The organism is Caulobacter sp. GW822-FHT07D08 (assembly GCF_058798735.1).
In genome coordinates, this window is sequence record NZ_JBXAKU010000009.1 from 169,534 (window position 1) to 195,174 (window position 25,641).

Consider the following 25,641-nt stretch of genomic DNA (forward strand, 5'->3'; position numbering starts at 1 on the left):
CCGCACGGACACTCCAAGCGATGCAGTAGGGCGATGTGTCCACATCGCTCGGCTTTGAAGTGACGATCAATCGGCTTAGGCGTCGCCTAGGGACATGTCTCCATCGAAGACATTGGCCGGCAAGGGCAAGCGGCGCCCATCACCGGTCCTGTCGCGTGGCAAACTTCGCCGCGAGCCACCCAAAGGTGAGACCTTGGGCCAGCACCGAAAAGATCACGACTGCAAAGGTCGTGGACAGGACCAAGGTTCGAGCTTGGCCCGGCGGCAGGGTAAGCGCCAGCGCCAGGGACAAGGCCCCATGAAGACCGCCCCATCCGAGCAGCAGACTCGCGCCGAGTTGCTGTTCATGGCGCCGGAAAAAGGCGCCCCACGGTGCGACGACAATCAACCGCGCCAGAACCACGAGCAGGATGGCCACGATCCAAAGGCCGGCCATTCTGGAATCGAACGGCACCACAACCAATTCCAGACCCAGCAGCAGGAAGAGCAAGGCATTGAGGATCTCATCGACCAAGGTCCAAAAGCCATGCACGTGTCTCTGGGTCATGTCGCTCATCGCCGTGCGCATGCCGAGGTTGCCAACCATCAAGCCCGCGACGACGACCGCGATCGGCCCGCTGACGCGGAGCGCGTCGGCCAGGGCGTAAACGCCGACCGCCAGCGCGATGGAGAGCCCGACCTCGACGGCGTTGTCGTCGATGGCCCTCATCCCGGCGATGACCAGGAGCGACGCGGCCAAGCCAATGGCCAGGCCGCCAATTGCCTCGATAGCGACTTGGCCGATGGCCTGCAGGGGATGGAGCTCCCCGCCCCCGCTGGCGATCGCGACCGCTGCGGTGAACACCACGATGCCGATCCCGTCATTGAACAAGGCCTCGCCCTGCAGCACCGCCTCCAGGGTCTTTGACAGACTGCCCTGTCGCACCGCCGCGAGCACGGCGATCGGATCGGTCGGGCTAATGAGGGCGCCGAACACGAACGCCCAAGGCAAAGTCAGCGGCAAGTCGAGCAGACGCGCGGTCAGCCAGAGGCCGCCGCCAACGATCAAGGTCGAGGCCAGCACGCCGACGGTGGCCAGGCTGCCGATGGCCAGCAGTCGCTTGCGAAGCTCGGCGAGACTGACCTGCATGGCGCCGGCGAACAGCAGGAAGGCCAGCATGTAGCCCAGCACGGTCTTGGGAAAATCCACTCCCGCGATCGCGCTAACGAGCTGTCCCGCGGCGTTGGGGCCGGGAAGCCAGGCCCGCGCGGCGAGCAACAGGCCCGCGCCGGCAAGACCGGCCAGGACCATCGCCGTGGCGGTCGGCAAGTGGAAGAACCGGACGTTCAACCAGCCAACCAGCCCCACCAGGGCCAGGAAAATCGCGGCAAGATCGAAGGCGGTCATGAGGACCTCGTAAAGTCTACGGCCTCGAGGAGAACGGTCGGAGCGGCGCGTTGGATCTCATCGAACGTCCAGTTGCCCGTCGTCCGCCAGGGCCGCGGCGTGACGTTCGCTTTCGGGCGCATCGGACTTGGAAACTCGCAGGATCAGCATGCCGAGCAAAGCCGAGGCCAGGGAGCCGGCCAGCACGCCGATCTTCGTCTCATCGACCAGATGGTCTTGCCGAAAGGCCAGGTTGCCGATGAACAGGCTCATGGTGAAGCCAATGCCGCAAAGCACAGCCACGCCGTAGAGTTGGCCGGTCGAGGCGTATTTGGGCATGTCGGCCCAGCCCAGCCGCACGATCGTCCAGGCGGTGAGGAACACGCCCAGTTGCTTGCCGACGAAGAGGCCCAAGGCCACCCCGAGCGGAACCGGGTCCAACAGATTGGCCAGGCTGACGCCGGTGAAGGACAGGCCCGCATTGGCGAAACCAAACAGTGGGACGATCACGAACGCCACCGGCTTGTGGAGGGCGTGCTCGAGCCGATGCAAGGGCGAGGTCACGTCGTCGGGACAGGCCGGGCTCCTGCGCAGCGGGATGACCATGGCCAGCGCCACCCCGGCGAGGGTCGCGTGCACGCCGGACTCCAGAACGAAGAACCATAGAAGAAGCCCGCCCAGCAGGTAGGGCCAAAGCGCCTTCACACCGAGCCGGTTGAGGAAGATCAGGACCGCCAGGATGCCGGCCGACACCGCCAAAGCGCCCAGGTGAAGCTGGGCGGTGTAGAAGATGGCGATGATTACGATGGCCGCCAGATCGTCCATGATGGCGATGGCGGTCAGGAAGATCTTCAGCGAGGTCGGCACGCGGGGACCCAGCAGGGCCAGAACGCCGAGCGCGAAGGCGATGTCGGTCGCCGAGGGAATGGCCCAGCCCGAGCGGGTGTCGGGATTGGCGGCGTTGAACACCAGATAGATCAGGGCCGGCGCGGCGACCCCGCCAAGAGCGGCCAGCCCCGGCAGGATGATGCGCGAGGGTCGCGAGAGCTGTCCGTCGAGGACCTCGCGCTTGATCTCCAGTCCGACCAGCAGGAAGAAGACGGCCATCAGGCCGTCATTGATCCAATGCAGCACGCTCTCGTCGAGCGACACCGGGCCCAATGAAAAGCCCAGGTGATGGCCCAGCACCGAGAAATAGGCGTCGGCCAGGGGCGTATTGGCGACAATGAGCGCCAGCGCGGCGGCCGCCATCAAGACATAGCCGCCCGACGCCTCGTGCTGGAGAAAAGCGCGCAGCGCCGACATGGGGCGAGCCCGGTCCGTCTGGAAAGGGGTCATGGCGTCAGGCCTCCAAAATTGGAAACGAGGGCGCAAGGCGGCCATCCGTCATTCGGCTTCTAAGGGCCAAGAGGTGCTTCAAGATGGATCGTGCAAGGGTCAGGTGTTCTGCCACGGCGGCCTCCAGACTGGATCGAGCTGTCGTGGCGTCAGGTTATCGACGGACGCCGGACCGTATTCGCCCGAAGGCGCGGCCTGGCCGCAACCGCAGCCTGATATCTGGCCGGAAACTTGTCGCAACCTCCGCCGAGGTCAAGCAAAACCGGCTTCGAGTGGTTCGTTTTGCCTGCGCCGGCCACTCTGCGCACCCTCGCCAAAGCACTTACATCGTGTTGCGATCTTTTTTTGGCGCCGCTTGGCGGTCTCACGCATTGTCTGTGGTGCGCGGCCGCTCAACGTCGCTCGCGCCCTTTGCCGCGTCCTAGATTCCAGTCGGAACGTCCCATGACGAACACCTCCAAGACCTTGGTCCAAGGCCACGCCTGGTTCGCACGCACCGTGGGCGTCATCCTGGTGTTGATCGGCGCGATCTTGTCGGCGGGCGGCCTTTGGCTCGCGCTCGTGCGGGGATCGCCCTACTATCTGCTGGCCGGACTGGGCCTGGTCGGCTCCGGCGCGCTGATGGTCCGCCGGCGCGTTCGAGGCGCCTGGTTATATGCCGGCGTCTTCGCCGCGACCCTGGTCTGGGCGCTCTGGGAATCGGGACTCAACGGCTGGGCGCTGACGCCAAGGCTTGTGGGACCCTTCATTCTGCTGCTGCTGGTCATGGCCAGCGTGCCCAACCTGACGCGGGACCGCACGCCCCGGCAGGCGAGTCTGGGGGTTGCGGTCGGGGCCAGCGCGCTATTGGCCGTGCTGGTGATCGCCGTGCTCCTGGCGGGGCGTCCCCCCGCCCCTGGAACGCCGACGCTCGGTCCAGGCCCGCTAGCGGCGGGATCGGCCGGCGCCGACTGGCCCGCCTATGGCGGTACTTACGGCGCCCAACGCTACTCGACCCTCTCCCAGATCACGCCGGCCAATGTCGGCAAGCTCGAGCGCGCCTGGCTGATCCACACGGGCGACCTGCCAGCCACCGCCCAGGCGCGATCGCAATACGGTGCGGAAACCACACCGTTGAAGGTGGGCGACAGCCTCTATCTCTGCACGCCAAAAAACATCCTGATGTCCCTCGACGCGGCCACCGGCAGGACGCGGTGGCGCTTCGACCCCAAGGTCGCCGATATCCACATCCCCTATACCGCCGCCTGCCGCGGAGTGGCCTACTACGCCGTGCCCGGCGCCAAGTCCGGCGAGGTCTGCGCCACCCGGATCATCGAAGGCGCCTTGGATGCGCGGTTGATCGCGGTCGACGCGGCCACCGGCCGCCCCTGCCCCGACTTCGGGTTCGGCGGCCAGGTCGATACGACCCAAGGGATCGGTCAGCACGTGCCGGGCATGTTCTCCATCACCTCGGCGCCCACCATCGTGCGTGGCGTGGTGGTCACGGGCCATCAGGTGCTCGATGGGCAAAAGCGCGACGCGCCATCCGGTGTGATCCAGGGCTATGACGCCGTCACCGGCAAGCTGGCCTGGGCCTGGGACATGGTGCGGCCCGAGCGGACCGGCGCGCCGCCACCCGGCGAGACCTACACCCGCGGAACCCCCAATATGTGGACGACGGCGACGGCCGACGAGGCCCTTGGCCTGGTCTATCTGCCGCTCGGCAATTCGGCTGTCGACTATTGGAGCGGGCTGCGCACCTCGCGTGAAAAGGCCCATTCGACCTCCCTGGTAGCCCTGGACGCGGCGACTGGACGCAAGGTCTGGTCGTTCCAAGCCGTGCGCAACGACGTCTGGGACTATGACCTTGGATCGCAAGCCACCCTGGTGGACTTCCCAACCCGGCAGGGCTCGGTTCCGGCCCTGATCCTCCCCAGCAAACAGGGCGACATCTATGTCCTGAACCGTCGCACCGGCGCGCCCCTGACAGGCGTAACCGAGCGACGCGTGCCCACGGGCGGCGTCGAGCCTCAGGAGCGCTCGGCCACCCAACCGTTTTCGCTCTATCACACCCTGCGCAAGCCCGACCTGACCGAACGGTCTATGTGGGGCATGTCGCCGATCGACCAGATGATCTGCCGGATCCAGTTTCGGTTGGCCACCTACAAGGGCTTCTACACCCCGCCCGAGACCAAGAGCCGCTACGTCGAATATCCTGGCTACAACGGCGGCTCGGACTGGGGCGGCGTCGCCGTAGATCCCGTTCGCGGCGTCATCGTCGCCAACTACAACGACATGCCCAACTACAATCGTCTGGTGCCGCGCGCCGAAGCCGACAAAAAGGGCTGGGCGCCGCGCGGCCAGGCACGCGGCGGCTCGATGAAGAAGGGCGCCGAGGGCGCGGGCGATCCGCAGGCCGGCACGCCCTACGCCATCGACGTCAACGCCGGCTGGCGTCTGCCGGTCACGGGCCTTTTGTGCAAGCAACCGCCCTATGGCGGCCTGCGGGCCATCGACCTGCTCAGCGGCAAGACTCTATGGGATCGTCCTCTGGGCACGGCGCGCACCAACGGTCCGTTCGGCATCCCCTCGCACCTGCCCTTGACCATCGGCACACCGAACAATGGCGGTTCGGTCGTCACGGCCGGCGGGGTGATCTTTATCGCCGCGACCACCGACAATCTCATTCGGGCGGTCGATCTGAAGACCGGCCGCACCCTGTGGCAGGACGTGTTGCCGGCCGGCGGCCAAGCCACGCCGATGACCTATGAGGTCGGCGGCAAGCAATATCTGGTGATCATGGCCGGCGGGCATCACTTCATGGAAACCCGGATCGGCGACGCCCTGGTCGCCTACGCCCTGCCCGGCCCGGCGTCGTCGAGCGCGAAAGGCGCCAACCCATGACCCGCAGAGCTGGCCTGGCTCTCTTGTTTGTTCTGCCGCTCTTGGCGAGCGGAGCCCACGCCCAGAGCGCGCCTTTCGAGCAACAGGGCGGCGCAGCTCTGGCTGGCGCGGCGCCCCTGGGCCTGACCGGCGTCCAGGCCCTCATTGGTCAAGAGCTGCCATCGCTGGCGCGCGCCCCTCTGGTCTGTGGCGCGCCGCGGCCCGATGGCGCCAAGGCCTGCCGCGTGGCGCGTCGTCACGGCCAATATGTGATCGACGACCCAGCGCCGCTCACGGCCAAGGTGCGACTAGACCGCCTCACCCTGATTGTCCGTGGACAGATCGTTGAGGCGGTCGCGTTCGAAACCTCGCCTGACAATTTCCATGCGGTGACGCACCTGCTCACGACGCGGCTTGGCGCGCCGGCGCGGACAAAAAGCGCTCGGGTGCGCCTTTCGGCCAGTTTCCAGCCGCGCGTGACCATGACCTGGCGGGCCGATGGCGCGGTGGTCAGCCTGACCGACCCCACGCCGCACCAGACCCTGTCGATCCTCATCGGCCACGATGACGCCGCCCCCAAGACCGCCAGCGGCGCCTGAGCGACCCCAGCGACCGCCTAGCCAGTCAAGGGATCGTGAGGTGCGCGCGGAACGGGGCCGGGCCGGGCCGGGCCGGACCGCCGGGGATTGGAAAAGGGGTAAGAAAGGCTGTTCTCATGCAACGCCCCCACCCTTTTCAGGCCCTCGGGCCCTTCGATCACCCTGGCCAGGATCGCCGCGGGCGCAGGCGCGGGCCTCTTGCTGGGCCTGGCGTCCGCCGCCAGCGCCGCAGGCGACGACCAGACACTCAGGACCGGCGCGCAGGTCAGCCGCGACAGCCTGGGCGGCGCGGTTTGTGAACAGGCCACGGATTCATCTTAGGTCCGCCCCAAGGGTTCGCGAACACGAAAACATCGTGTAGCGATATTTTTGTCCCAAATCTTCAGATCACGTTAACCAGGCTGACGGCGACATGGGCCACACCTTCTTGCCCAGTTCAGGGACCGCCGCCCGGCGGACTGCCCATGATTTTGTCGTCGCGCTTGCGCCTTGCGCTGATCAAGCTCCTGGCCGCCATGGTCGTGATGGTCTGCGCCCCAGCCCAAGCGATGGCCGACAGCCCGGTCGAGCGACGCTTCGCGGCGATCGTGATCGACGCGCAGACCGGCGAGACGCTTTATGCCCGCCACGCCGATGCGCGACGCTACCCAGCCTCGCTGACGAAGGTGATGACGCTCTATCTGGCGTTCGACGCTCTGGACGCCGGTCGCGTCAAATCGGCTGATCCGGTGGTCATTTCGCGGCGCGCCGCCGCCCGCCCCCCTTCGCGGCTTGGCCTGCGGGCCGGAGAGCGCCTGAGCATGCGGGAGGCAATGGACGTGCTGGTGGTCAAGTCAGCCAATGATGTCGCCACGGCCCTGGCCGAGCATTTGGCCGGCAACGAGGCCGCCTTCGCGCGCGCGATGACCGCCAAGGCCAAAAGCCTTGGCCTGGAGCATACCCGATTTCTCAACGCCTCGGGCTTGCCCCAAGCGGGCCATTTCAGCACCGCGCGGGATCTGGCGCTGCTGGGTCGGGCTTTTCTGCGCGACCATCCCGACGACTACGCCATTTTCGACCAGGAGCAGACGGTGTTCCGCGGACGGCTAATCCAGGGGCACAATCGCCTGCTGTCCCGCCCGGGCATCGACGGCTTCAAGACCGGCTTCGTCAACGCCTCCGGCTACAATCTGCTGACCTCTGGCGTGCGCGACGGTCGGCGGGTGATCGCCGTGGTGCTGGGCGGTCGCTCGGCGCGGTCGCGCGACGCGTTCATGGCCAAACTGGTCCAGGCCAGCTTTTCCAGCCTCGCGATCCGCTCGGCCGGCTTCGAGCTGACGGTCGCGGACCTGATGGCCCAACCCACCGCGCCTCTTTCGTATGCCTCGGTCGCTTCGGACGAGGTCGCCTCGCGGCCCGTCATCCAGGCGGCCCTGACCCAGGCCGAACCGACGACGGCCCAGGGCGACGCCTCGCCAGCGGCCTCGCCGCCGTCTCGCCTTTGGGTGCAGGTTGGCGCGTTCCGCTCCAAGGCGCGCGGCCAGGCGCGCCTGGCCGATGTCGTCAAACGTCATCCCCGCCGTTTCGGGGAGCGGTCGCGGGACGTAGCCCGGATCGGCGGCCTCTTCGCGGCGCGCTTTGCGGCCCGCACCGCCGAGGGCGCCGACGCGGCCTGCGCGCTTCTGGCGGCCGAGGGCGAGGATTGCCTGGTGCTGACGGAATGAAGGCGCCGGATGCATCGCCTTTGAGGTTCGCGCGCTTGAACCGCGGCCCCTGTCGCGCTGGAGACAGCCGGGCCTGCTGGCGAGGATGACATGACCGACATTGTCACCGATGCGACCGACAGCCATGCCGCGCCCTCGGCGGAGCGCTTCTGGCCTCTGGCCCTGGGCGCCATTGGAGTGGTCTTCGGCGATATCGGCACGAGCCCGCTTTATGCGATGCGCGAAGCCCTGGCCCATTCGCGGTCGGGCGGGACGGCGCCCCTGGCGGTGCTGGGCGTGGTGTCGTTGATGACCTGGGCGCTCATTCTGGTCGTCACCCTCAAATACGTCGTCTTCCTGATGCGGGCCGACAACAAGGGCGAAGGCGGGACCCTGGCCTTGATGGCCCTAGCCCGACGCGCCCTCGCCAAAGGCCCACCTTCCCAAGGAACATCGACCAAGGCCGCGTCCGCCGCGCCAAGACCTGCCGGCGGGCGGCGGGTCTCGGCGGTTCTGGTCCTAGGGATCCTCGGCGCGGCCTTCTTCTATGCCGATGGGATCATCACCCCGGCAGTGTCGGTCCTGGGTGCGATGGAGGGCCTGCGCGAAGTCCCCAAGTTCGGGCGAACGCTATCGTTCCTGATCATGCCCCTGACGATCGGCGTCCTGGTCAGCCTGTTCATGGTCCAGTCGCGCGGCACCGCCAGCGTCGCCCGGTTGTTTGGGCCCATCACGGCACTGTGGTTCCTGACCTTGGCCGGGCTCGGCCTGCTCCACATTCGCGACGATCCGGGGATCCTGCGGGGACTCTCGCCCCACTATGGGGCGCTCTTCTTGCTCGACAACGGACTGCTTGGCTTTGCTATTCTCGGCAGCGTCTTCCTGGCGGTGACCGGAGCCGAGGCGCTCTATGCGGACATGGGTCATTTTGGCAAGACGCCGATCCGGATCGCCTGGCTGACCTTTGTCCTGCCCTGCCTGCTGCTCAACTATCTGGGCCAGGGCGCCCTGGTGCTGAGCCACCCGGAGGCTCGCGGCAATCCGTTTTTCCAGATGATTCCGCAGGTGGCCTATTGGCCCGTCTGGCTGCTGTCGATCGCCGCGACGGTGATCGCCAGCCAGGCGGTGATCACCGGCGCCTTTTCCATGACCCAGCAGGCGGTTCAACTGGGTCTGTTGCCCCGTATCGTCATCCGGCGCACCAGCGAGACCCAGGCGGGGCAGATCTTCGTGCCGGGCGTCAACACCCTGCTGCTGATCGGCGTGCTGGTTCTGCTGGTGATGTTCAAGACCTCATCGAACCTGGCGGCGGCCTACGGCATCGCCGTGACTGGCGCGATGCTGGTCGACAGTCTGCTGTTCTTCGTCATCATCCGACGGCTGTGGAATCGTCCGCTCTGGAACGCCGTCGCGGCGCTCCTGGTGTTCGGGGGCCTGGACGTGGTGTTCGTCAGCGCCAACCTGCTGAAGATCCCGCAAGGGGCATGGTTGCCCTTGCTGCTGGCCGGCGGCCTGGTGACGGCGATGCTGACCTGGGCGCGCGGCGCGCGTCGCCTGGCGCTGCGCGCCCAGCAGGACACCCTGCCGCTGACCGAACTGGCCAAGACCCTGGCGGCCAAACCGCCGCATCGCACGGCCGGAACCGCGATCTTCCTGACCTCTGAGCCGCATCAGGCGCCCTTGGCGCTGTTGCACAATCTCAAGCACAACAGGGTGCTGCACGCCCAAAATATCATCCTGACGGTGCGCACCGCCGCCACGCCCCGGGTGGACGAGGCCACACGCCTGCGTCTGGAACCCGTCGATGACGCTTTCAAGATTCTCACCGTCACCTACGGCTTTATGGAAAGTCCCAACCTGCCCCAGGCGCTCAACCAGAGCCGCCGACTGGGCTTGAAGTTCGACATCATGGAGACGAGCTTCTTCTTGGGCCGACGCACCATCATCCCCTCGCCCAAGGGCATGCCCATCTGGCAGGATAAGCTCTTCGCGTTCATGATGGGCGTGGCCGCCAATCCCACCAGCTTCTTTCGGATCCCGCCAGGCCGCGTCGTGGAGATGGGAACCCAGACCACCGTCTAGGCCACACCGTGCTTTTGAGTTGGGGTCGGGAAATATATCGCTCCACGATCATTTAACCAGGGCGCGCGGTCCGCGCCAGTCCTGGAGGACGCGATGAGCTATCTGCGTTTCGCGGCGATGGTCGCGACCTCGACCTTGCTGATGTACGGCCTGATGTATCTGAACACCTACAGCCTCGATCACGTCGCCTTCAGTCAGACCCGGGCCTGGATGGCTCTGGTGATGGGCGCGGCCATGGCGATCGTCATGCTGCTGTTCATGCGCAAGATGTATTCCAACCGGCGCCTGAACGCGGCCATCTTAAGCGGCGGCGTCCTGATCTTCGCCGCGAGCCTGTTTATGGTCCGCAGTCAGGCCGGCGTCGGCGACGTGGCCTATATGGAGGCGATGATCCCCCACCACTCCATCGCCATTATGACCAGCCGCCGCGCCCATATCCGCGATCCACGCGTGCGCCAACTGGCCGATGGGATCCTCACCGCCCAGGTGCGCGAGATCGGGGAGATGAAGGCGTTGGTCAGAGATCTGCAGAGCCATCCGACGCCAAGGGGCGCGCCGGATCTGCCCCCGCCTCCAGCCCGGTGAGCCCCCGCTCGTACGGGGCGAGCTCGGGGTGACCCGGCGGCCGCGGCGGCAGCGCTCCGGCGACACGCCGCAAGCCCGCCACGACGAAGGCCAGCACCGCGACGGCGGCGACCACGGCGCTGAAGACGCCAGCGATGTGGCCCGCCATCAACCAAGCGTCATGGGTCATGACACTGACGCCGATCGCTCCGATCATGATCAGGGCGCTGGCGCACAGGAGCCTTCGCGCCAGGTGAAGAAGGCTCATGCCGCGCGGTCTCCCAGTGCCGCCGCCGGGCCGCTTCCAGGCGCGGCCTGGGCCGCGCGACGGCGCGGTCGCGTCCAGGCGCGGGCCAGGGCGTGGTAGAGCGGGGTCGGCGCCACCGCTTCGGAGCAGCGCCGGGCGATCAGGGTGCAAAGCAGCAGCGGCCCGACGAGGCCCGGATCGCGGGTCATCTCCATCAGGATCACCGCGCTGGTCAGGGGGGCCTGGACGACACCAGCCAGATACCCGGCCATGCCCAGGGTGACGGCCTCGCGACCGCCGGCCCAGGGCGCCAGGTGCGCGAACAGCGCGCCGATCCCCGCCCCCGTGGCCAGGGAGGGCGCGAAAATGCCGCCTGGCGCGCCGCTGGCCGCCGCCGAAAGGGTCGCCAGCCACTTGCCGGCCGCCAGATCCCAGCCCGAGGCGAAGCGACCAAACAGCAGCGACTTGGCTTCGGCATAGCCGGCGCCATAGGTGACGCCGCCGCTAAGGACCGCCGCCGCGGCCGCCGCCACGCCACAGAGGGCGGCGAACCGCACGGGTCGGGCGTCCTTCCATCGCCTGACGGGATTGTCGCCCACCAGCACGGCGGCCATCAGCCGCGAGAACAGGCCGCCGGCCAGCCCCGACACCACGCCGATCAGCGCCGCGCTGAACCAGGCCTTCCAGCCGGCCGCGCCCGACATGTCGCCGAAGTAGGCGTAGTTGCCGCCGAGCGCGTAGGCCGCCACCCCCGCCGACACCACAGCGAGGATGACCACGGTGTTGGCGCGCTTGTCGAAGCCGCGCGCCAGCTCCTCCACGGCGAAGACAATGCCGGCGATGGGGGTGTTGAACGCGGCCGAGACCCCGGCCGCGCCGCCGGCGATCAGCAGGGTGCGCCGCCCGGGTCCGCCGCGCAGCCAGCCGGTCAGGAACACCATCACCGCGGCGACGACCTGCACGGTGGGTCCTTCGCGCCCGATCGAGCCGCCGCAAACCAGCAGCAAGGCCGCCAGCACGATCTTGACCAGGGCGGTGCGCATGGAGACGCGGTCATCATGGATCTTCTCGCCGTCGAGACCCCGTCCCCGGCCGATTTCGCCGGCGGCGATCACCTGGGGAATGCCGCTGCCGGCGGCGGCGGGCGCCAGGTGGCGCATCAGCCAGACGCACAGTGGCAAACCCACGATCAGGAGCGCCGGACCAAGCCACGGCCAGGCGGCGACGAGATGAGCATGGGCGGCCATGGCCGCATCGCAGAGCTTGGCGAACCCGACAGCGGCGCCGCCCGCCACCACGGCGGCGGCCACCACCGCCCCGGTACGCATCGAGCGCCGGGCGCGCACGCCCACGAGCTTGCGCTGACGATCGAGCCTTTCGAGCGGCGAGGGTTTTGACACGGACGTTTCGCTGCCTGGCGCGAGGAAAGAGCGTCGGCGACCATTGTATCGCCTTACGATATTTATGCCCTAGGGGCGCCCGGTGTCGGGGTCAAGCCGGCAGGCCTACAGCCGGCGCTGGAGCGGCAAGTTCTGATGAGGACGGCCGCGACGCCCCCTTGGCGAAGCCCTGATTTTCCGAACGCGGCCTCTAGAGTCCCGCTCCGTCGCCGACTCTTAGCAATCTACGCGAACCGCCCATCCTATGACCCGCTCAAATCCATGCCCAAGGTGGGGCCGATCCCGTCGGGATGATCCCCGAACGGATTGGCCGGCGCGCGGCGACGGGCCAGGTCGTCCAGTCGCGCCCTCAAGCTGGCGTCGAGCCCGGCCGTGGCGTCGGCTTGCGCCCCACCGTCGTGCCCCACGGCCGGAGCGCCGGCCAACACGCGAAAGAGCGCCTGATCGAATCGCCTACCGTCCTCGGTATCCGCGTCGGGGGGCGACTCCAGGAAACCCACGACGATTTCGAGCGCATCTTCCCAGTCAAGATGGGTCATGCGACGTCTACTCCAATCCTGCTTTGCAGCGCCTCTAGCCCGCCAGGCGCAGCGACATCGCCGCCAGGCACCCCAAGGCGGCCAAGGCCACGACAATCACCTCGATCGGAACGCCACCGTTCCGCCTGCCTCTCATGAGCGTTTCCTCCCGCCTGGCGACACTGACGGTCGCCTTTCCCGATCTAGGATCGGCCGGAACATCGTATCACGAGGCTTTTCGGCTGTCGCCGTGATCGTGGCCGTCCCGAGCCTTTCCTCGGTCGAGCGCGGCGACATAGGCGTCGCGCCAGGCCGCCACGTCGTCGCGCGACACCCCGTCCATCAGCCGCCGCCAGCGAGCGATCCGTTCGGCGCGCGGCATGGCCAGCGCCTGTTCCAGGGCTTCGGAGGTTTCTTCGCGGCTGAAGGGATTGATGATCAGGGCGTCCTGCATCTGCTCGGCCGCCCCGGCATAGCGTGACAGCACCAGGACCCCGGGGTCATCGGGGTCCTGGGCGGCGACATATTCCTTGGCCACCAGGTTCATCCCGTCGCGCAGCGGCGTGACCAGGCCGACATGGGCGGCGCGATAGATGCCCGCCAGTTCGTCGCGGCGATGGGCGCGGTTGACGTAGCGGATCGGCACCCAGTCGACCGTGGCGTAGGCGCCGTTGATGCGCCCCGACACCCCGTCCAGGCGAGCGCGGATTTCCTGATAGGCCTCCACCGCGTCACGGCTGGGGGTGGCGATCTGCAGCAGAAACACCCGCTCGGCCCAATCGGGATGGTCGGCCAGAAGCTGTTCATAGGCCAGGAAGCGCTCTTCGAGACCTTTGGAATAGTCGAGCCGGTCGACGCCCAGGATCATCTTGCGCCCGGTCTGGCTCACCCGCACCCGCTCGAACGCCGCTTGCGCGGTGTCCCCGCACGCCAGCTGCGCGAAGGCGTCGCCCTCGATGCCGATCGGAAAGGCCCCGATCCGGGTGGAGCGGCCTTCGGCCGCGATCACGCCGTCCTCGATCGTCAGGCTCAGGTCGCGTTCGACATAGTCGCTGAACGCTTCCAGGGCGTCGCGCGTCTGGAAGCCCACCAGATCGTAGGCCAGCAGAGATTCCACCAGCTCCCGGTGTTGGGGCAAGGTCGTCAGCAGCCGCCGGCTCGGCCAGGGTATGTGCAGGAAAAAGCCGATCCGATTGGCCACGCCCAGACGACGCAGCTCCTGGGCCAGGGGGATCAGGTGGTAGTCGTGGATCCACACCCGGTCGCCCGGTCCGATCAGCGGCGCCAGAGTCTCGGCGAACCGGCGATTGACCCGCTGATAGCCTTCCCCGAACGAACGCTCATAGGCGGCCAGATCGGTCCGCGAATGAAAGATCGGCCACAGCGTGCGGTTGGCGTAGCCGTCGTAATATTCCTCCCGGTCCTGCTCTTCCAGATCGAGGAGCGCCACGGTGACTCCGCCGACCTTCTGCATGGAGATCTGGCCGGTGAAGCTCTCGGTCGTCTCACCGCTCCAGCCGAACCAGACGCCAGAATATTCGCGCAGCGCCGCCGCCAGGGCCATGGCTAGACCGCCCGCGGTGCCCACGCCCTCGTCGCTGGGCGGATTGACCCGGTTGGAGACCACGATGAGCCGGCTCATGCGACGCCTCCGGGGATGGCCGCCTCCAACCAGTCGAGAACAGCGGGGACGTCCGGCAGGCGATGACGCGCCAGGGTTTGGCGGCTGGCGGGCCCGACCAGGACGCCATATCCGCCCGCGGCCTCGGCGGCCATGAAGCCGTCCTCGTCGGTGAGATCGTCGCCCACGAAGATCGGCCTCGCGCCCTGGAACGGCCATTCGGCCAGGAAGGCCTGGACCGCCTGGCCCTTGTCGGCGCCGGCCGTGCGCAGTTCTGCGACCATGTCGCCCTCCTGCAGGATCAGGCCGGTGGCCGCCTCCAGGCGTCGCGCGGCCTCGCGCACCGCCTCGCAGGCGCTGGGACAGGCGCGGTAGTGCAGCGCGACGCTCAAGCCTTTCTCTTCGACCAACAAGAGCGGCTGGGCCCGGGCCAGCGCCCTGAACACCGCCGTGGCGTCGGCCAGATCGGCGTCGGGCAGCGCGGCGATCTCGTCGCCCAAGACTGTGCGCCTGTGCAGGCCGTGAACGCCGGCGACAGCCGCCACGGCGTCCTCGGTGATCGCCGAGACCTCGGCGACAGTGCGCCCACTGACGATGGCGAGGCGTCGCTGCAGGCGCTCGGCCAGACGGCGCAGGATGAAGGTCCGCCGCGGGTCGGGTCCGACGTCCTGCGGCCTTTTGACGATCGGCGCCAGCACGCCGTCAAGATCCAGAAACAAGGCGCAGCCGGCGGTATTCAACGGCGGCGGCGGCGGCAAGGGGTCGGGAAAGGTGATGATTTGGGCCGTCATGGCGAGCTCCATGGCAGGCGCCGGAATGGTCAAATTCGGACGCAAGAACGCCAGCGCGCCGGTGGAGACCGACGGCGGCTCAGGGGGCGGCGCGCAAACGCGCCGAGCGATCGAAAGGCCTAAGGCTTGGGCGACTGGCCGGCGGGGCGCAACGAGGCGCGGCGGCGGGCGAGCGGAAGGCGTGGTTCGCCTGGCGAGATCGATGATGGCATGACAGGCCCCTTGTGAATGCGAGCGCCGTGCGCGGCGCGGTGGTTCTCCAACGATGAGGGATCGGCCGAGCGGGCAGGCGATCCTGTCGCACGATGCGACGAAAGCGTGACAGGTCCCGGCCTAAGCGTCAGGACCCGCCGCAGCCTAACAGGCAGGGTGGCGGATGGGAGACGGGTCACGGGATAGTGACACTGGCTTTACCACCCTGCCCGGGCAGCACGCGCAGATGCGGTCCGCGAGGCGGTCGCAGTTCTAGATCGTCCAGGCCAAGCCGGGCGCCAGCCCAAGCGCCCGCGGCCGCCATCAGGACGGCCCCGACCAAGGCGATCATCAGGCGTTTGCCCCGAAACGCTGATGCGAACCAGACCATGAACGTCCGCCTCGGCGCCCCCGTGACCGAGTCGCTCTGGGGTGTGCGATCAGTCATCGCCCATAAATATCGTGTCACGATGTGATTTCAAATCGAGGGCCCTCCCCCTCTCCCTCGACTCGTCAGGCATGCTAGAAAGCCCAGCGCGACGCGAGTGTTTCGCGCGCCAGGACCTTGCCCGTGATCGCGCCCGACCAGCCCGCCTTCCCTCTTGTCGAAAGCAATGCCGAAGGCGAGCCTGGCCAGCCTCTCACCGCCGATGACTATCAAGCCTTGGGAGAGTTTCGCCGGGCCATCCGCCAGTTCCTGGCGTTCAGTGAAGAAGGCGCGCGGGCCTATGGCCTGACCAGTCAACAGCATCAGGCTTTGCTCGCCATCAAGGCCCATCGTGGCCCCGATCCCATCTCGATCGGCGAACTAGCCCAGTGTCTGTTGATCAAGAACCACAGCGCCGTCGAACTGGTCGCGCGTCTGATTGAACGAGACCTCGTCTCGCGACGCGATGACGACGCCGATCGCCGTCGGGTGGTTCTGGCGCTGCGACCGCGCGGCGCGGACATCCTGGAAACCATCTCCAGGCGCAATCTGGGCCAACTGCGGCAAGGCGCGGACATCCTGGCCGAAATCATCGAGGCGGCTCACCGCGCCGCGCCGGCCGCGCGGTAATCCAAGACGAGCAACTCTATCGCGGCCAATCGGCCAGGACCGCTCCGTCCCTGTCCTCGAAGGCGACGCGATCGAGATCGACCGCAAAGAGGCACACGGGCCGATGCTCGGCCGACTCGCTCCAGCAATGGGCCGCCGCGCCATCGGCGAAGCCGGATATCCGCCCCTCCAGGACCAGCTCGAACACCCGGCCCTGGGCTGTGCTGTCAGGCGGCAGTTTCAGGACATGCTCATAGGGGCGCTGGCCTCGACGCTCGGTCCGGGCGGCGTCCTGACCATGCAGGACCGCCAGGCCAAGGCTTGGCTGCTCGACCGGCGTGGGCGTGGCGGGCGGCGCGACCTCTCGCCGCTTGGGGCACTGGTCACCCGTCAGCCACGGGCGCGGAATCCAGAACCCCTCCACGGTCTCGGTGCCCGCCGGCGTGGGCGCCGCGCGGACGAGCGGGAGGTCCGTCCAGATAGAAGGCCTGGCGACGAGACGCAGGGACGAAGCCTTAGCGTCGACCTGGTAGTAGGCCTGGGCGGGGCCGGGATCGGCGAGAGGGCCAGCGCAACCAAACGCCAGACGCACGGAAAACCGGCGGCCGATCAGATCGGCGCCCTGGCTGGGCGCTCCCGAGGCGTAGGCGTCGGCGGCCTTGGCCGCCGCCTGGATCAGGTCCGCGCGAGAGACGACCGCGGCGGGCGCGACCTTGGCCGGCGGCGCGGCGACCACGGGCGGCGGCGGCTCAGGAGCCGGCGGCGCGGGCGCGGGGCGCGTCAGCACCAGGACCAGGACCAGCACGACGATCGCCGCGGCCCCGATGGCCAGGGGCGCGATCAGGGCGAACTTGCGGTCCGGGGACCTCTGTCTATTGTCGCTCATGGCTTGAGCCTAGCAGAAGACAAGGTCCCGATTGCAATCGCCTTCGCCCCGGTTCGCGCCTGACGTCCTCTCCGCCGGGTCCGCGCGCCGGCCATGACGCCTGGTCAGATCATCGCCCTGGCCGTGTTGGCGGCGGTCGTGGCCGGCGTCATTCACGGCAAGCTGCGCTCGGACGTCGTGGCCCTGGCCGGGGCGGCGGTGCTGTTGGGCACGCGGACCGTGCGTCCGGTCGAGGTGCAGGCCGCCTTCGCCAGTCCGGCCATCCTGGCCTTGGCGTCGTTGTTCGTCATCGCCTACGCCATGGAGCTGTCGGGTTTGCTGGGCTTGGTGATCCGCGGGGCGACGCGGCTGTGCGCGCACCTGGGCGCCACAGGCCTGTGGCTGGTGATCGTGCTTTGCGGTCTGGCCTCGGCGTTCCTGAACAATACGCCGATCGTCGTGCTGGGCGCGCCGGTGGTGCGCGATGTCGCCCGGTCGATGAACCTGTCGCCCAAGCGGTTCCTGATCCCGCTGTCCTACGCCACGATCCTGGGCGGGGCCTGCACGCTGATCGGCACCTCGACCAACCTCCTGGTCAACGACATGGCCCGTAACGCCGGCCAGCCGACGTTCAGCCTGTTCGAGGTCACCCCCGTGGCCTTGATCATCGCCGCCGTCGCCGGCGTCTACATGGTGGTGTTCGGTCCTCGGCTGCTGTCGGCCGCGCCCTCACCCAACGCGCAGGACGTCCCCGCCCCGCTCGCGGGGATCAATCCCCCCGCCGGTGAAGACCCCGCCCTCTATCCGGTCGACGCGCCGTTCGATCCCTTGCGGGCCGGCGCGGCCTTGGGCGTCTTCGTCCTGGTCGTCACGGTCGCGGCCCTGGGCCTGCTGCCGATCGCGGCGGCGGCGTTCGCGGGGGCCGTGCTGCTGGTGGTTACCGGCATGATCGGCGTCGACGACGCCTATAAGGGCCTGCGGCCCGAGATCCTGTTGCTGATCGCCGGCATGGTCGTGGTGGGCCTGTCGATGGAGGTCACCGGCCTTGCGGCCCTGGCCACCGACGCGCTGGTCGGCTGGCTGCGGCAACTGGGCCCGCTCTACGCCCTGGCCCTGATCTATGGCGCGACCCTGCTGCTGACCGAGATCCTCTCCAACGCGGCGGTGGCGGTGCTGTTGACGCCCATCGCCGTGGCCTTGGCCGAGAGCCTGGGCGTCAGCCCTCGTCCCTTCCTGGTGGCGGTGATGATGGCCGCCAGCGCCGCCTTCGCCACGCCGTTCGGCTACCAGACCAACGTCTTGGTCTACCAGATGGGCGGCTACCGCTACCTGGATTTCGTGCGCATCGGCGCGCCGCTCAACCTGATCACCTGGGCGGTGGGACTGGCTGTCATCCCGATGTTCTTTCCGTTCTGACCGCCAAGGTTCCCGGCCAAAGCCTCACAATATTGTCAGGCCATCGTGTTTCCGCGCCCGATTAGATCGCTCTACGATGCTTCTTGACCGCAACCGGCTGGAGGGAACATGGACGATCCTATCAACGAAACCATTCTGCTGATCTGCGACGACGAGGATCGCGCCACACGACTAATGGCCGCCCTGGACGAGGCGCAGGTGAGCGTCATCGGCCCCTTCACCACCGCGGGCCTGGCCTTGGCGGTGACGGCCCACACCGGTCCCACCGTGGCGCTGCTGGCCAGCCAGACCACCGGTCAGCGCAGCGCCGAGCAGCTGGCTCAGACCCTGAACGACAATTGGGGGGTCCGCTCGATGCTGCTGGACGAGACCGCCCACGCCGCGGTCGAAACGGTGGGGTGGCGCGCGCCGGACGAGCAGGTGGCGCGCGTGCGCCGAGCGCTGGCCAAAGCGTTCGCGCCGGCCTGACCCGGCCCGCCAATCACACACCCTGCAAGGAGACCCGCTCCCGATGACGGCCAGCGAACGCATCCTGGCGGCCTTGACCGGCCTGCTGTCCCATTTCGCCCAGCTCAGCGCCTTGGCCTGGGCGCTCAATCTGCTTCTGACCCTGCTCGTCGTCGGCCTGTCGATCGCGGCCGGACGTTTGGCCAGGCGTATCGCCAAGGTCGGCGCCCACCGCCTGCCCGGGCCCGCCGACGCGGAGATGACCGTTCGCGCCAACCGCCTGGCGCGGCTGGCCGGCTGGATCGTCCAGGCCCTCGCCGGCGTGGCCGCCGTTCTGGTCATCGCCGACATCTGGGGCTTCAACCTGCTGGCCTGGACCGCGACGCCGCTGGGGGCGCGGATGTTGGCCGGCGTGATCCGCCTGGGGCTCTTGCTGATCGCGACGGTGGCGGTGTTCGAGGTGGTCAGCCTGGCGATCGGGCGGGGCATGGACGGCTTCGCCGACCATGCGGTGGAACCGCGCCGGCGCGCCCAACTGGCCACGCTCGCGCCGCTGCTGCGGGGCGTGGCCCAAACGGCGATCGTCATCGTGGCGATCCTGATGGCCCTGAGCGAACTGGGCGTGAAGATCGGCCCGCTTCTGGCCGGGGCCGGCGTCGTCGGCGTGGCCCTGGGCTTTGGCGCCCAGACCCTGGTCAAGGACTTCCTGACCGGCATCTTCCTGATCGTGGAGGACATCGTCTCGGTCGGCGACATCATTCGCATCGGCGACAGCGGCGGGCTGGTCGAGCAGATGACCCTGCGCACCATCCGGCTGCGGGACTTCGACGGCACAGTGCACGTCTTTCCCTATAGCGAGGCGCAGGTGCTGCATAACCTGACCAAGAGCTTCTCCTACTACGTCTTCGACCTGCAGGTATCCTATGGCTCGGACTTGGACGCGGCCCTGGCGATCATGAAGCGGGTTGGGGCGCGCCTGAAATCCGATCCTGACTTCGCAGACAAGATCCTCGAGCCCATCGAGGTCGTCGGGGTCGACAGCCTGGCCGACAGCGGCGTGGTGCTCAAGGCGCGGATCAAGACCCAGCCCCTCCAACAATGGAACGTCGGGCGCGAGTACAACCGCCGGATCAAGCTGGCCTTCGACGAGGCCGGGGTCGAGATCCCCTTCCCGCACCTGAAAGTGGTGATGCCCGAGCGCCAGGTCTCGGAGCTAGCTGGCTTGCGGGCCGCGGCCAACTGACGGGCGTCGCGCGCGCCGGGGTCGGGCGGATCTCGGGGCGCGCGCCATGTCTCGATCACTCAAGTCGGCGAGCGCGCCGTGGCTCGGCCCCGCGGGCGATTCGCCGACGGAACCTCGGCCCTATTGCGACGCTCTCGTCCGACAGCCCCGGGAGCCAGGCCCATGACCTCAGAAACACCTTCGCGCAGCGGGGGCGCGCGTCGCACGATCTCGACGGGCACGCTCGTCCGCGCCGCCGTGGCGCTGGTCGTCGCCTATGGCCTAGCCCAGATCGCGGCGAAGCTGGCCAGCTTGTGGATCCTGATCTTCGGCTCGATCGTGGTCGCGGTGGTCCTGCGGTCCATCGCTGATCCGCTGGTCAAGCGGCTGAGATTGCCAAGCGGACTCGCGGTCGGCCTGGCCGTTCTGATCGTCCTGTCGATCTTGAGCGGGATCGGCTTTCTGTTTGGCCGCCAGATCTTCAATCAGGTGGAGGATCTTTCCACGACCCTGCCCCGCGCCTGGGCGACGGTGCAGGCGCGGTGGGCGGCTTGGCCTTTCGCGAGCGTGGTGCTCGACCAATTGAAGGGCCTGGGGGCAGAGGCCGGGCCCGCGTTGGCACGCGCGCCCGGGGTCGCCCTGGCGATGGTCTCCGGCTTTGCGACGCTGCTACTGGTCCTGGTGGCGGGGGTGTTCCTCGCCGTCCATCCGCAAACCAGCCGCGAGGGTGTGCTGGCGATGATTCCCATGGCGCGCCGAGCCCGGCTGCGCGCGGTGCTGAACGCATGCGGCGCGGCGCTGAACGGCTGGTTGCGGGCCCAATTGGTGTCGATGACGCTTGTCGGCGGGCTCGTGGGCCTTGGGCTTTGGGCGATCGGCGTGCCCGCGCCGGTGGCGCTTGGCCTGATCACCGGCGTCGCCCAGTTCGTGCCGATCGTGGGGCCCATCGCCTCGGCCGCGCCAGCCTTGATCCTGGCCGCGATGCAAGGCGGCCAGACCTTCTGGCTGACCCTGGCCCTTTATGCCGGGGTGTCGCAGCTGGAGGCCAATGTCATCACGCCGATGGTGCAGAAGAACCTGGCGTCCCTTCCGGTCGTGCTCGGCATCTTCGCGGTCGTGGGTTTGGGCATTGTCTTCGGGCCGCTCGGGGTGCTGTTCGCCACGCCGCTGTGCCTGGTGGCCTACACCGTCATCACCATGCTCTACCGGCAGGACGTCTTGCATGACAAGGACGCCCACGCCCCCGGCCAGGCCAAACCCTAGTCGGCCGCTCAAGACTCGATGCCCGCCGAAGCCGGACGGAGCAGGCCAACCGTACAGCATCTTCCCGCTCCAAGCGTTGCCTTCCCAGGAGCGCGCCACGTCCCGCCACACGCCCAGGAGTCCGGCCCATGAGATCCAAATTGCTCAAGCTGGTCGACGACCTGCAGGGCGGCTACTGGTTCTTGCCCTCGATCATGGTCCTAGCCGCTATCGGCCTTGCCAGTGGGATGATCTTCGCCGACACCCCCGCCGGATCGGGCTGGATGGACGGTTTGCCCTGGCTCTACGCCGCGCGCCCCAACGGCGCGCGACAGGTGCTCTCGGTGATCAGCAGTTCGATGATCACCGTGGCCGGGACGGTGTTTTCGGTGAACATCGCCGCGGTCGTCTACGCCTCGGGTCAATATGGCCCCCGACTGCTCAGCAACTTCATGAGCGATCGCGGCAACCAAGTCACCCTGGGCGCCTTCATCGCGACCTTCGTCTATTGCTTGCTGATCCTGCGGACGATCCGTTCGGCCGACGAGGCCGGCGCTCAAGGCGACTTCGTCCCGAACCTCGCCCTTCTGGTCGGGGTGGCCCTGGCCCTCTGCTCGATCGCGGTCCTGATTTTCTTTATTCACCACGTGCCGCGCCAACTGCATATCAACCACGTCGTCGAGGACGTTGGCGACCGCCTGCTCGCGAGTATCGGCCGCCGCCATCCTGGGGTCGTCGGCGCCCCGGCTCCCGCGCACGCCGCCGCCGACGCGCCGCCGTCCATTCCCGCCGCGTTCTGGCCGGACGCCAGCGTGACCGACGCCGCCAACCGAGCCCTGATCGCCGCCCCAAGCACCGGCTACCTGCAGGTGGTGGAGGACGAGACCCTGATGGCTTTCGCCCGCCGGCACGATCTGGTGCTGCGCCTGCAGCATCAGCCGGGCGATTTCGTCCAGGAGGGTCGTACGATCGTGGAGGCCTGGCCGCCGGAACGCTACGATGAGGCCTGCGCCGGGTCGGTGACCCAAGCCTTCGCGGTCGGCTCAAGACGCACGGCGCTGCAGGATTTGCGGTTCCTGATCGACGAACTTGTCGAGATCGCCGGCCGCGCTCTGTCGCCGGGCGTCAACGACTCGGCGAGCACGGCGCGAGGTTGGCGGATTTGGCCCGCGCCCAGTTGGCGGGGTTCAATCTCCAGCAGGTGATCTCGCGGGCGGCGCAGCTGCAAGCGGCCCTCGCCGAGCCCGACTACAAGCGCCGCCTGGCTCGGCGGGAGCGCGTAGCCTGCTCCGATTGCGCATACGCAGCCGATGTCTCGCGCCCGTGGCGACCGGCCAGTTTATCCCTTCCACGAGCAATGCCCTTCGCGCCTATCCCAACGGCAAGGTTAGGGTGCAATCGAAGGGGCCGCTGCTGGGCGTCGATGGTCGGCGGTCGATCCCTGACCCCATCAACCTTAGCTGAGAGGACTTGAATCTCACCGACTGCGGAATCCGCCTCGGCGAGTTGTTGCCGACGCCAGAAAGCGGCCCCTTCAAAGAGCCAGCGATGAGTCAGGCGCGGTAGCCCCTCCTGACACATCGATCTCGATCTCCCAGCGGTCGTCGCCGGAGCCGCCCATGTAAGTGTGAGACGCCGGATGCAAATCCAGCGAATACGGCATTATATTACCGTCGTTCCCACTCAATTATGATTTAGAGCCAAATGAATTGAATTCACTGGGCCTTTTTGATAACGCGTTTGCGTTTACCCGTGATCAATACCGACAAACCACAGCGTTTTGATTTTAAATTGGAATCTCTACATTTGACAAATACGCGTCTCTATGCTCTAGTATTTTATCTTCACCTACAATTCGACCCTTCGTATGCGTGTTTACTTTCAAGACTGTTCGCTGATGTTCACCTCAGCCGGCCGCCACTTTCTCAATATCGAACTACCCGAGCAGCATCGCTTGAACGTCTCACAGGCAGGCCACTACGACACGCCATGAGGGACGAAAATGCCAGAACTTGGAGCTGATCAGGAGCGCGAGTCTGTCAAACGGCGTTCAAAAGTGGCTCTGACGCACCTTTGGTGACGTGATCAGGTGGCGTGGCCCAGGAGTCTGGCCTCTAGCAGGTCGAGCTTTCCGCGGCCGTACATCTGGCGTTTGACGAGCTTGAGCTTGGTGATCTGGCCCTCCGTCTGGCCACTTGACCAACCCGAGGTGATGGCGGCGCGAACGGCGCTGATGTCCCGGTCGACACCGTTGGCGAACGACGCCACCAGGCTGGCGCGACCGCGCTCGATCCAGGCGCAAAGGTCGCCCTCGGTCTTGCGACGGATCATCAAGTGGAAAGCGGCGATGATTTCGCGGGCTTCGATCAGCGCCGGCACGCCCGTCTCGACGGCGGCGACGGTGACCGTCTCGGCCTTGGAGAGCGTGTCGCGCGAGGTCGTCGTCAACCTGCTGATGGTGCGCGCTGAAGGAATATGGCTCAGCGTGTCGGCGTTGACCTGGTCGGCGCGCCGCCGCCGGGTCGCCCATTCGGTCACCACGCGAAGTGAACCTCGGAAGCCCTGCGCCCTAAGCTGCCGCCAGAGCTCGGCGCCGTTTCGGCGTCCGGCCGACCACTGGCCATCAAGCCAGGGGAAATAGCCTTCCAGCGAGCTCTCGCGCAGCCTGAAGACGTCACTACGCTGGCCGCGAAGGATCTGACGCACTAGGCCGCGACAGTGCCCTGTACGGCGGACGATCTCCTTGATCGCCACGCCGTCCTTGGCCAGGGCAAAGACCGCCGCGTTGGCTTCCTCGCGCCGGAGGTAACCCTCATATTGAAGGCGCTCGGCGGCGCTCAGCAGATCGGGATTGATGGTCATGGCGCCGATGGCGCTGCGGATCTGGCGCATAGACTTGCGAACCGCGTCGAGGAAGGCCCGGCTGGCGTTCTCCATCAAGTGCCAGCGGCCGGCGACTTGGACGGCGTGCGGAACTGCCCTGGCGGCCGCTAGGGCGTAAGCGCCGACGACAGCAAAGCCGGCGGGGACGGGACTGGATTGGGAAAGGCGTTTGGCCATGGCGCTGATCCGAGCGTGAACCTCACGCCAGTCAGCCGGCCAACTTCATCAAAACTGAGTCAGAGCCAGTTTTGAACGCCGAAACACAGCTATGATGACGACCGAGGCGACTATCTGGCGTCCTCCACTTAAACTTCGAGGACAGCCCATTCCGCCTGGAGCTGAGCCATGCCTATCCGAGTCCTTGCCGTCCTCACCGACGCCCGCACCGCCCAGGCCTGCCTTCAGGGCGCGGTCGCCGCCGCGGCGATCGCCGCCGATGCGCGCATCGAGGCCCTGCATGTGAAGGTCGATCCTGACAAGCTTGTCCGGTCTTCTGAAGAGATCGACTTTCAGCGCGTTCGTGAGCGCTTCGAAGGCAGCGCCGAGGATCGCGCCCGCGCCGTCCGCGGCGCTTTCGATCACTGGATCGCCAGCCTTCCGGCTTCAAGCGCCTCGCGCATCCAGTGGCGCGAGGATGTCGGCGCCGAGCAGGACAAGGTGATCGAGGAAGCCCGCGATGCTGATCTCCTGGTCATGGCTCGCCCTCACAACATGGACGGCGGCGACGCCATGCACGCCGCCCTCTTCGAGGTTCGACGTCCCCTGTTGGTTCCCTCCGATTGGTCGGCCAAGTCGGCGCAAGGGCTCGATCGACACATGCTCATCGCCTGGAAGGCGTCGCCTCAAGCCAAGGACGCGGTTGAGGGCGCGGCGCCCTGGCTGCGCCACGCGGCGAAGGTGACCTTGGTGATGATCGCCGAGGACGACAAATCCGGGGGGCGCGACGAGGCCGAACATCTGTTGCGGGACGTCGGGGCGGAAGCTGAGATTGTTCGCCTCGCTCCGGCCGGACACGAGCCGGCTGAACAGATCTTGGGGATCGTGCATGAGCTGAAAGCCAGCGCCCTGGTCATGGGCGCATACCGCCACAATGACGCGATCGAATGGGCGCTCGGCGGCACAACCCGGCATGTGCTGGCCAAGGTGGACGTGCCGCTGTTCCTAGCGCACTGACCCAGCCGGCCGCCCGAAGGCCGCCACCCGGAACAGGATGCGCGCTCGCGCCTTGCCTTGTTTCAGCCCGACGCCGTTTCGTCCCCCCAAACCGC

The 25,641-nt window shown here is 67.4% G+C and carries 20 protein-coding genes and 1 pseudogene; 12 read left to right on the forward strand and 9 right to left on the reverse strand.

From position 1 onward, the window contains the following. Positions 1 to 139: 139 nt before the first annotated feature. The gene (locus AC1RJ9_RS17710) at positions 140 to 1,387 is read right to left on the reverse strand and encodes a cation:proton antiporter (protein WP_492838315.1); all 1,248 of its coding nucleotides are present in this window, start codon (positions 1,385 to 1,387) and stop codon (positions 140 to 142) included. A 57-nt stretch (positions 1,388 to 1,444) separates the two neighbouring features. Continuing rightward, positions 1,445 to 2,704 carry a Na+/H+ antiporter NhaA gene (gene nhaA, locus AC1RJ9_RS17715; RefSeq protein ID WP_492838316.1) on the reverse strand — a complete coding sequence of 420 codons (1,260 nt, stop codon included), beginning with the start codon at positions 2,702 to 2,704 and terminating at the stop codon, positions 1,445 to 1,447. A gap of 444 nt (positions 2,705 to 3,148) precedes the next feature. Between nhaA and AC1RJ9_RS17720 the strand changes: the two genes are divergently transcribed. From AC1RJ9_RS17720 to AC1RJ9_RS17740, 5 genes are all read left to right on the forward strand, one after another. Continuing rightward, the gene (locus AC1RJ9_RS17720) at positions 3,149 to 5,587 is read left to right on the forward strand and encodes a membrane-bound PQQ-dependent dehydrogenase, glucose/quinate/shikimate family (RefSeq protein ID WP_492838317.1); all 2,439 of its coding nucleotides are present in this window, start codon (positions 3,149 to 3,151) and stop codon (positions 5,585 to 5,587) included. Beyond that, positions 5,584 to 6,165, forward strand: coding sequence for a hypothetical protein (locus AC1RJ9_RS17725; RefSeq protein ID WP_492838318.1), 582 nt, complete (start codon positions 5,584 to 5,586; stop codon positions 6,163 to 6,165). The genes AC1RJ9_RS17720 and AC1RJ9_RS17725 overlap by 4 nt, the downstream gene beginning before the upstream one ends. A gap of 464 nt (positions 6,166 to 6,629) precedes the next feature. Next, positions 6,630 to 7,868 carry a D-alanyl-D-alanine carboxypeptidase family protein gene (locus AC1RJ9_RS17730; RefSeq protein WP_492838319.1) on the forward strand — a complete coding sequence of 413 codons (1,239 nt, stop codon included), beginning with the start codon at positions 6,630 to 6,632 and terminating at the stop codon, positions 7,866 to 7,868. 90 nt (positions 7,869 to 7,958) lie between these two features. Beyond that, the gene (locus AC1RJ9_RS17735) at positions 7,959 to 9,929 is read left to right on the forward strand and encodes a potassium transporter Kup (protein ID WP_492838320.1); all 1,971 of its coding nucleotides are present in this window, start codon (positions 7,959 to 7,961) and stop codon (positions 9,927 to 9,929) included. A 93-nt stretch (positions 9,930 to 10,022) separates the two neighbouring features. Further along, positions 10,023 to 10,514: a DUF305 domain-containing protein gene (locus tag AC1RJ9_RS17740; RefSeq protein ID WP_492838321.1), complete on the forward strand. Its 492-nt coding sequence runs from the start codon at positions 10,023 to 10,025 to the stop codon at positions 10,512 to 10,514. On the opposite strand, the gene AC1RJ9_RS17745 is transcribed toward AC1RJ9_RS17740, so the two are convergent. From AC1RJ9_RS17745 to otsB, 5 genes are all read right to left on the reverse strand, one after another. Continuing rightward, entirely contained in the window at positions 10,447 to 10,761 is a 315-nt protein-coding gene (locus AC1RJ9_RS17745; protein ID WP_492838322.1) for a hypothetical protein, read from the reverse strand. The two genes, AC1RJ9_RS17740 and AC1RJ9_RS17745, sit on opposite strands and share 68 nt — an antisense overlap. Continuing rightward, positions 10,758 to 12,140: a chloride channel protein gene (locus AC1RJ9_RS17750; protein ID WP_492838323.1), complete on the reverse strand. Its 1,383-nt coding sequence runs from the start codon at positions 12,138 to 12,140 to the stop codon at positions 10,758 to 10,760. Before AC1RJ9_RS17750 ends, AC1RJ9_RS17745 begins: the two co-directional genes overlap by 4 nt. Positions 12,141 to 12,382: 242 nt before the next feature. Further along, positions 12,383 to 12,679, reverse strand: a complete 297-nt coding sequence (locus AC1RJ9_RS17755; protein ID WP_492838324.1) for a hypothetical protein — start codon at positions 12,677 to 12,679, stop codon at positions 12,383 to 12,385. 205 nt (positions 12,680 to 12,884) lie between these two features. Continuing rightward, positions 12,885 to 14,300 carry an alpha,alpha-trehalose-phosphate synthase (UDP-forming) gene (gene otsA, locus AC1RJ9_RS17760; RefSeq protein ID WP_492838325.1) on the reverse strand — a complete coding sequence of 472 codons (1,416 nt, stop codon included), beginning with the start codon at positions 14,298 to 14,300 and terminating at the stop codon, positions 12,885 to 12,887. Beyond that, on the reverse strand, positions 14,297 to 15,070 hold the full coding sequence (otsB, locus tag AC1RJ9_RS17765) for a trehalose-phosphatase (protein WP_492838326.1): 774 nt from the start codon (positions 15,068 to 15,070) through the stop codon (positions 14,297 to 14,299). Before otsB ends, otsA begins: the two co-directional genes overlap by 4 nt. A gap of 763 nt (positions 15,071 to 15,833) precedes the next feature. Here otsB and AC1RJ9_RS17770 point away from each other — a divergent pair. Further along, positions 15,834 to 16,319 carry a MarR family transcriptional regulator gene (locus AC1RJ9_RS17770; protein ID WP_492838327.1) on the forward strand — a complete coding sequence of 162 codons (486 nt, stop codon included), beginning with the start codon at positions 15,834 to 15,836 and terminating at the stop codon, positions 16,317 to 16,319. Positions 16,320 to 16,335: 16 nt separating this feature from the next. Here the strand turns inward: AC1RJ9_RS17770 and AC1RJ9_RS17775 are convergent, their stop codons facing one another. After that, positions 16,336 to 17,184 (reverse strand): hypothetical protein, encoded by an 849-nt coding sequence (locus AC1RJ9_RS17775; protein WP_492838328.1) that lies wholly within the window; start codon positions 17,182 to 17,184, stop codon positions 16,336 to 16,338. Between the two features lie 93 nt (positions 17,185 to 17,277). Between AC1RJ9_RS17775 and AC1RJ9_RS17780 the strand changes: the two genes are divergently transcribed. The 5 genes from AC1RJ9_RS17780 (at position 17,278) to AC1RJ9_RS17800 (ending at position 22,695) form a co-directional block, all read left to right on the forward strand. After that, positions 17,278 to 18,579 carry an SLC13 family permease gene (locus AC1RJ9_RS17780; protein WP_492838329.1) on the forward strand — a complete coding sequence of 434 codons (1,302 nt, stop codon included), beginning with the start codon at positions 17,278 to 17,280 and terminating at the stop codon, positions 18,577 to 18,579. Positions 18,580 to 18,687: 108 nt separating this feature from the next. Beyond that, positions 18,688 to 19,047, forward strand: a complete 360-nt coding sequence (locus AC1RJ9_RS17785) for a hypothetical protein (protein WP_492838330.1) — start codon at positions 18,688 to 18,690, stop codon at positions 19,045 to 19,047. Between the two features lie 43 nt (positions 19,048 to 19,090). Then, on the forward strand, positions 19,091 to 20,269 hold the full coding sequence (locus AC1RJ9_RS17790) for a mechanosensitive ion channel family protein (RefSeq protein ID WP_492838331.1): 1,179 nt from the start codon (positions 19,091 to 19,093) through the stop codon (positions 20,267 to 20,269). Between the two features lie 162 nt (positions 20,270 to 20,431). After that, the gene (locus AC1RJ9_RS17795) at positions 20,432 to 21,511 is read left to right on the forward strand and encodes an AI-2E family transporter (RefSeq protein WP_492838332.1); all 1,080 of its coding nucleotides are present in this window, start codon (positions 20,432 to 20,434) and stop codon (positions 21,509 to 21,511) included. 128 nt (positions 21,512 to 21,639) lie between these two features. Continuing rightward, positions 21,640 to 22,695, forward strand: a complete 1,056-nt coding sequence (locus AC1RJ9_RS17800; protein ID WP_492838333.1) for a DUF2254 domain-containing protein — start codon at positions 21,640 to 21,642, stop codon at positions 22,693 to 22,695. Between the two features lie 880 nt (positions 22,696 to 23,575). Here the strand turns inward: AC1RJ9_RS17800 and AC1RJ9_RS17805 are convergent. Beyond that, positions 23,576 to 24,496 (reverse strand): annotated as a pseudogene (locus AC1RJ9_RS17805) (transposase); the annotation flags it as partial. A 222-nt stretch (positions 24,497 to 24,718) separates the two neighbouring features. On the opposite strand from AC1RJ9_RS17805, the gene AC1RJ9_RS17810 reads away from it, so the two are divergent. Then, complete coding sequence (locus AC1RJ9_RS17810; RefSeq protein ID WP_492838334.1) at positions 24,719 to 25,546, forward strand: universal stress protein; 828 nt, start codon at positions 24,719 to 24,721, stop codon at positions 25,544 to 25,546. Positions 25,547 to 25,641: the final 95 nt, after the last annotated feature.

Bases quoted from the DNA above. Each gene is read 5' to 3' on its own strand.
- AC1RJ9_RS17710 (WP_492838315.1), bottom strand. From the start codon at position 1,387: ATGACCGCCTTCGATCTTGCCGCGATTTTCCTGGCCCTGGTGGGGCTG.
- nhaA (WP_492838316.1), bottom strand. From the start codon at position 2,704: ATGACCCCTTTCCAGACGGACCGGGCTCGCCCCATGTCGGCGCTGCGC.
- AC1RJ9_RS17720 (WP_492838317.1), top strand. From the start codon at position 3,149: ATGACGAACACCTCCAAGACCTTGGTCCAAGGCCACGCCTGGTTCGCA.
- AC1RJ9_RS17725 (WP_492838318.1), top strand. From the start codon at position 5,584: ATGACCCGCAGAGCTGGCCTGGCTCTCTTGTTTGTTCTGCCGCTCTTG.
- AC1RJ9_RS17730 (WP_492838319.1), top strand. From the start codon at position 6,630: ATGATTTTGTCGTCGCGCTTGCGCCTTGCGCTGATCAAGCTCCTGGCC.
- AC1RJ9_RS17735 (WP_492838320.1), top strand. From the start codon at position 7,959: ATGACCGACATTGTCACCGATGCGACCGACAGCCATGCCGCGCCCTCG.
- AC1RJ9_RS17740 (WP_492838321.1), top strand. From the start codon at position 10,023: ATGAGCTATCTGCGTTTCGCGGCGATGGTCGCGACCTCGACCTTGCTG.
- AC1RJ9_RS17745 (WP_492838322.1), bottom strand. From the start codon at position 10,761: ATGAGCCTTCTTCACCTGGCGCGAAGGCTCCTGTGCGCCAGCGCCCTG.
- AC1RJ9_RS17755 (WP_492838324.1), bottom strand. From the start codon at position 12,679: ATGACCCATCTTGACTGGGAAGATGCGCTCGAAATCGTCGTGGGTTTC.
- otsA (WP_492838325.1), bottom strand. From the start codon at position 14,300: ATGAGCCGGCTCATCGTGGTCTCCAACCGGGTCAATCCGCCCAGCGAC.
- otsB (WP_492838326.1), bottom strand. From the start codon at position 15,070: ATGACGGCCCAAATCATCACCTTTCCCGACCCCTTGCCGCCGCCGCCG.
- AC1RJ9_RS17775 (WP_492838328.1), bottom strand. From the start codon at position 17,184: ATGAGCGACAATAGACAGAGGTCCCCGGACCGCAAGTTCGCCCTGATC.
- AC1RJ9_RS17780 (WP_492838329.1), top strand. From the start codon at position 17,278: ATGACGCCTGGTCAGATCATCGCCCTGGCCGTGTTGGCGGCGGTCGTG.
- AC1RJ9_RS17785 (WP_492838330.1), top strand. From the start codon at position 18,688: ATGGACGATCCTATCAACGAAACCATTCTGCTGATCTGCGACGACGAG.
- AC1RJ9_RS17790 (WP_492838331.1), top strand. From the start codon at position 19,091: ATGACGGCCAGCGAACGCATCCTGGCGGCCTTGACCGGCCTGCTGTCC.
- AC1RJ9_RS17795 (WP_492838332.1), top strand. From the start codon at position 20,432: ATGACCTCAGAAACACCTTCGCGCAGCGGGGGCGCGCGTCGCACGATC.
- AC1RJ9_RS17800 (WP_492838333.1), top strand. From the start codon at position 21,640: ATGAGATCCAAATTGCTCAAGCTGGTCGACGACCTGCAGGGCGGCTAC.
- AC1RJ9_RS17810 (WP_492838334.1), top strand. From the start codon at position 24,719: ATGCCTATCCGAGTCCTTGCCGTCCTCACCGACGCCCGCACCGCCCAG.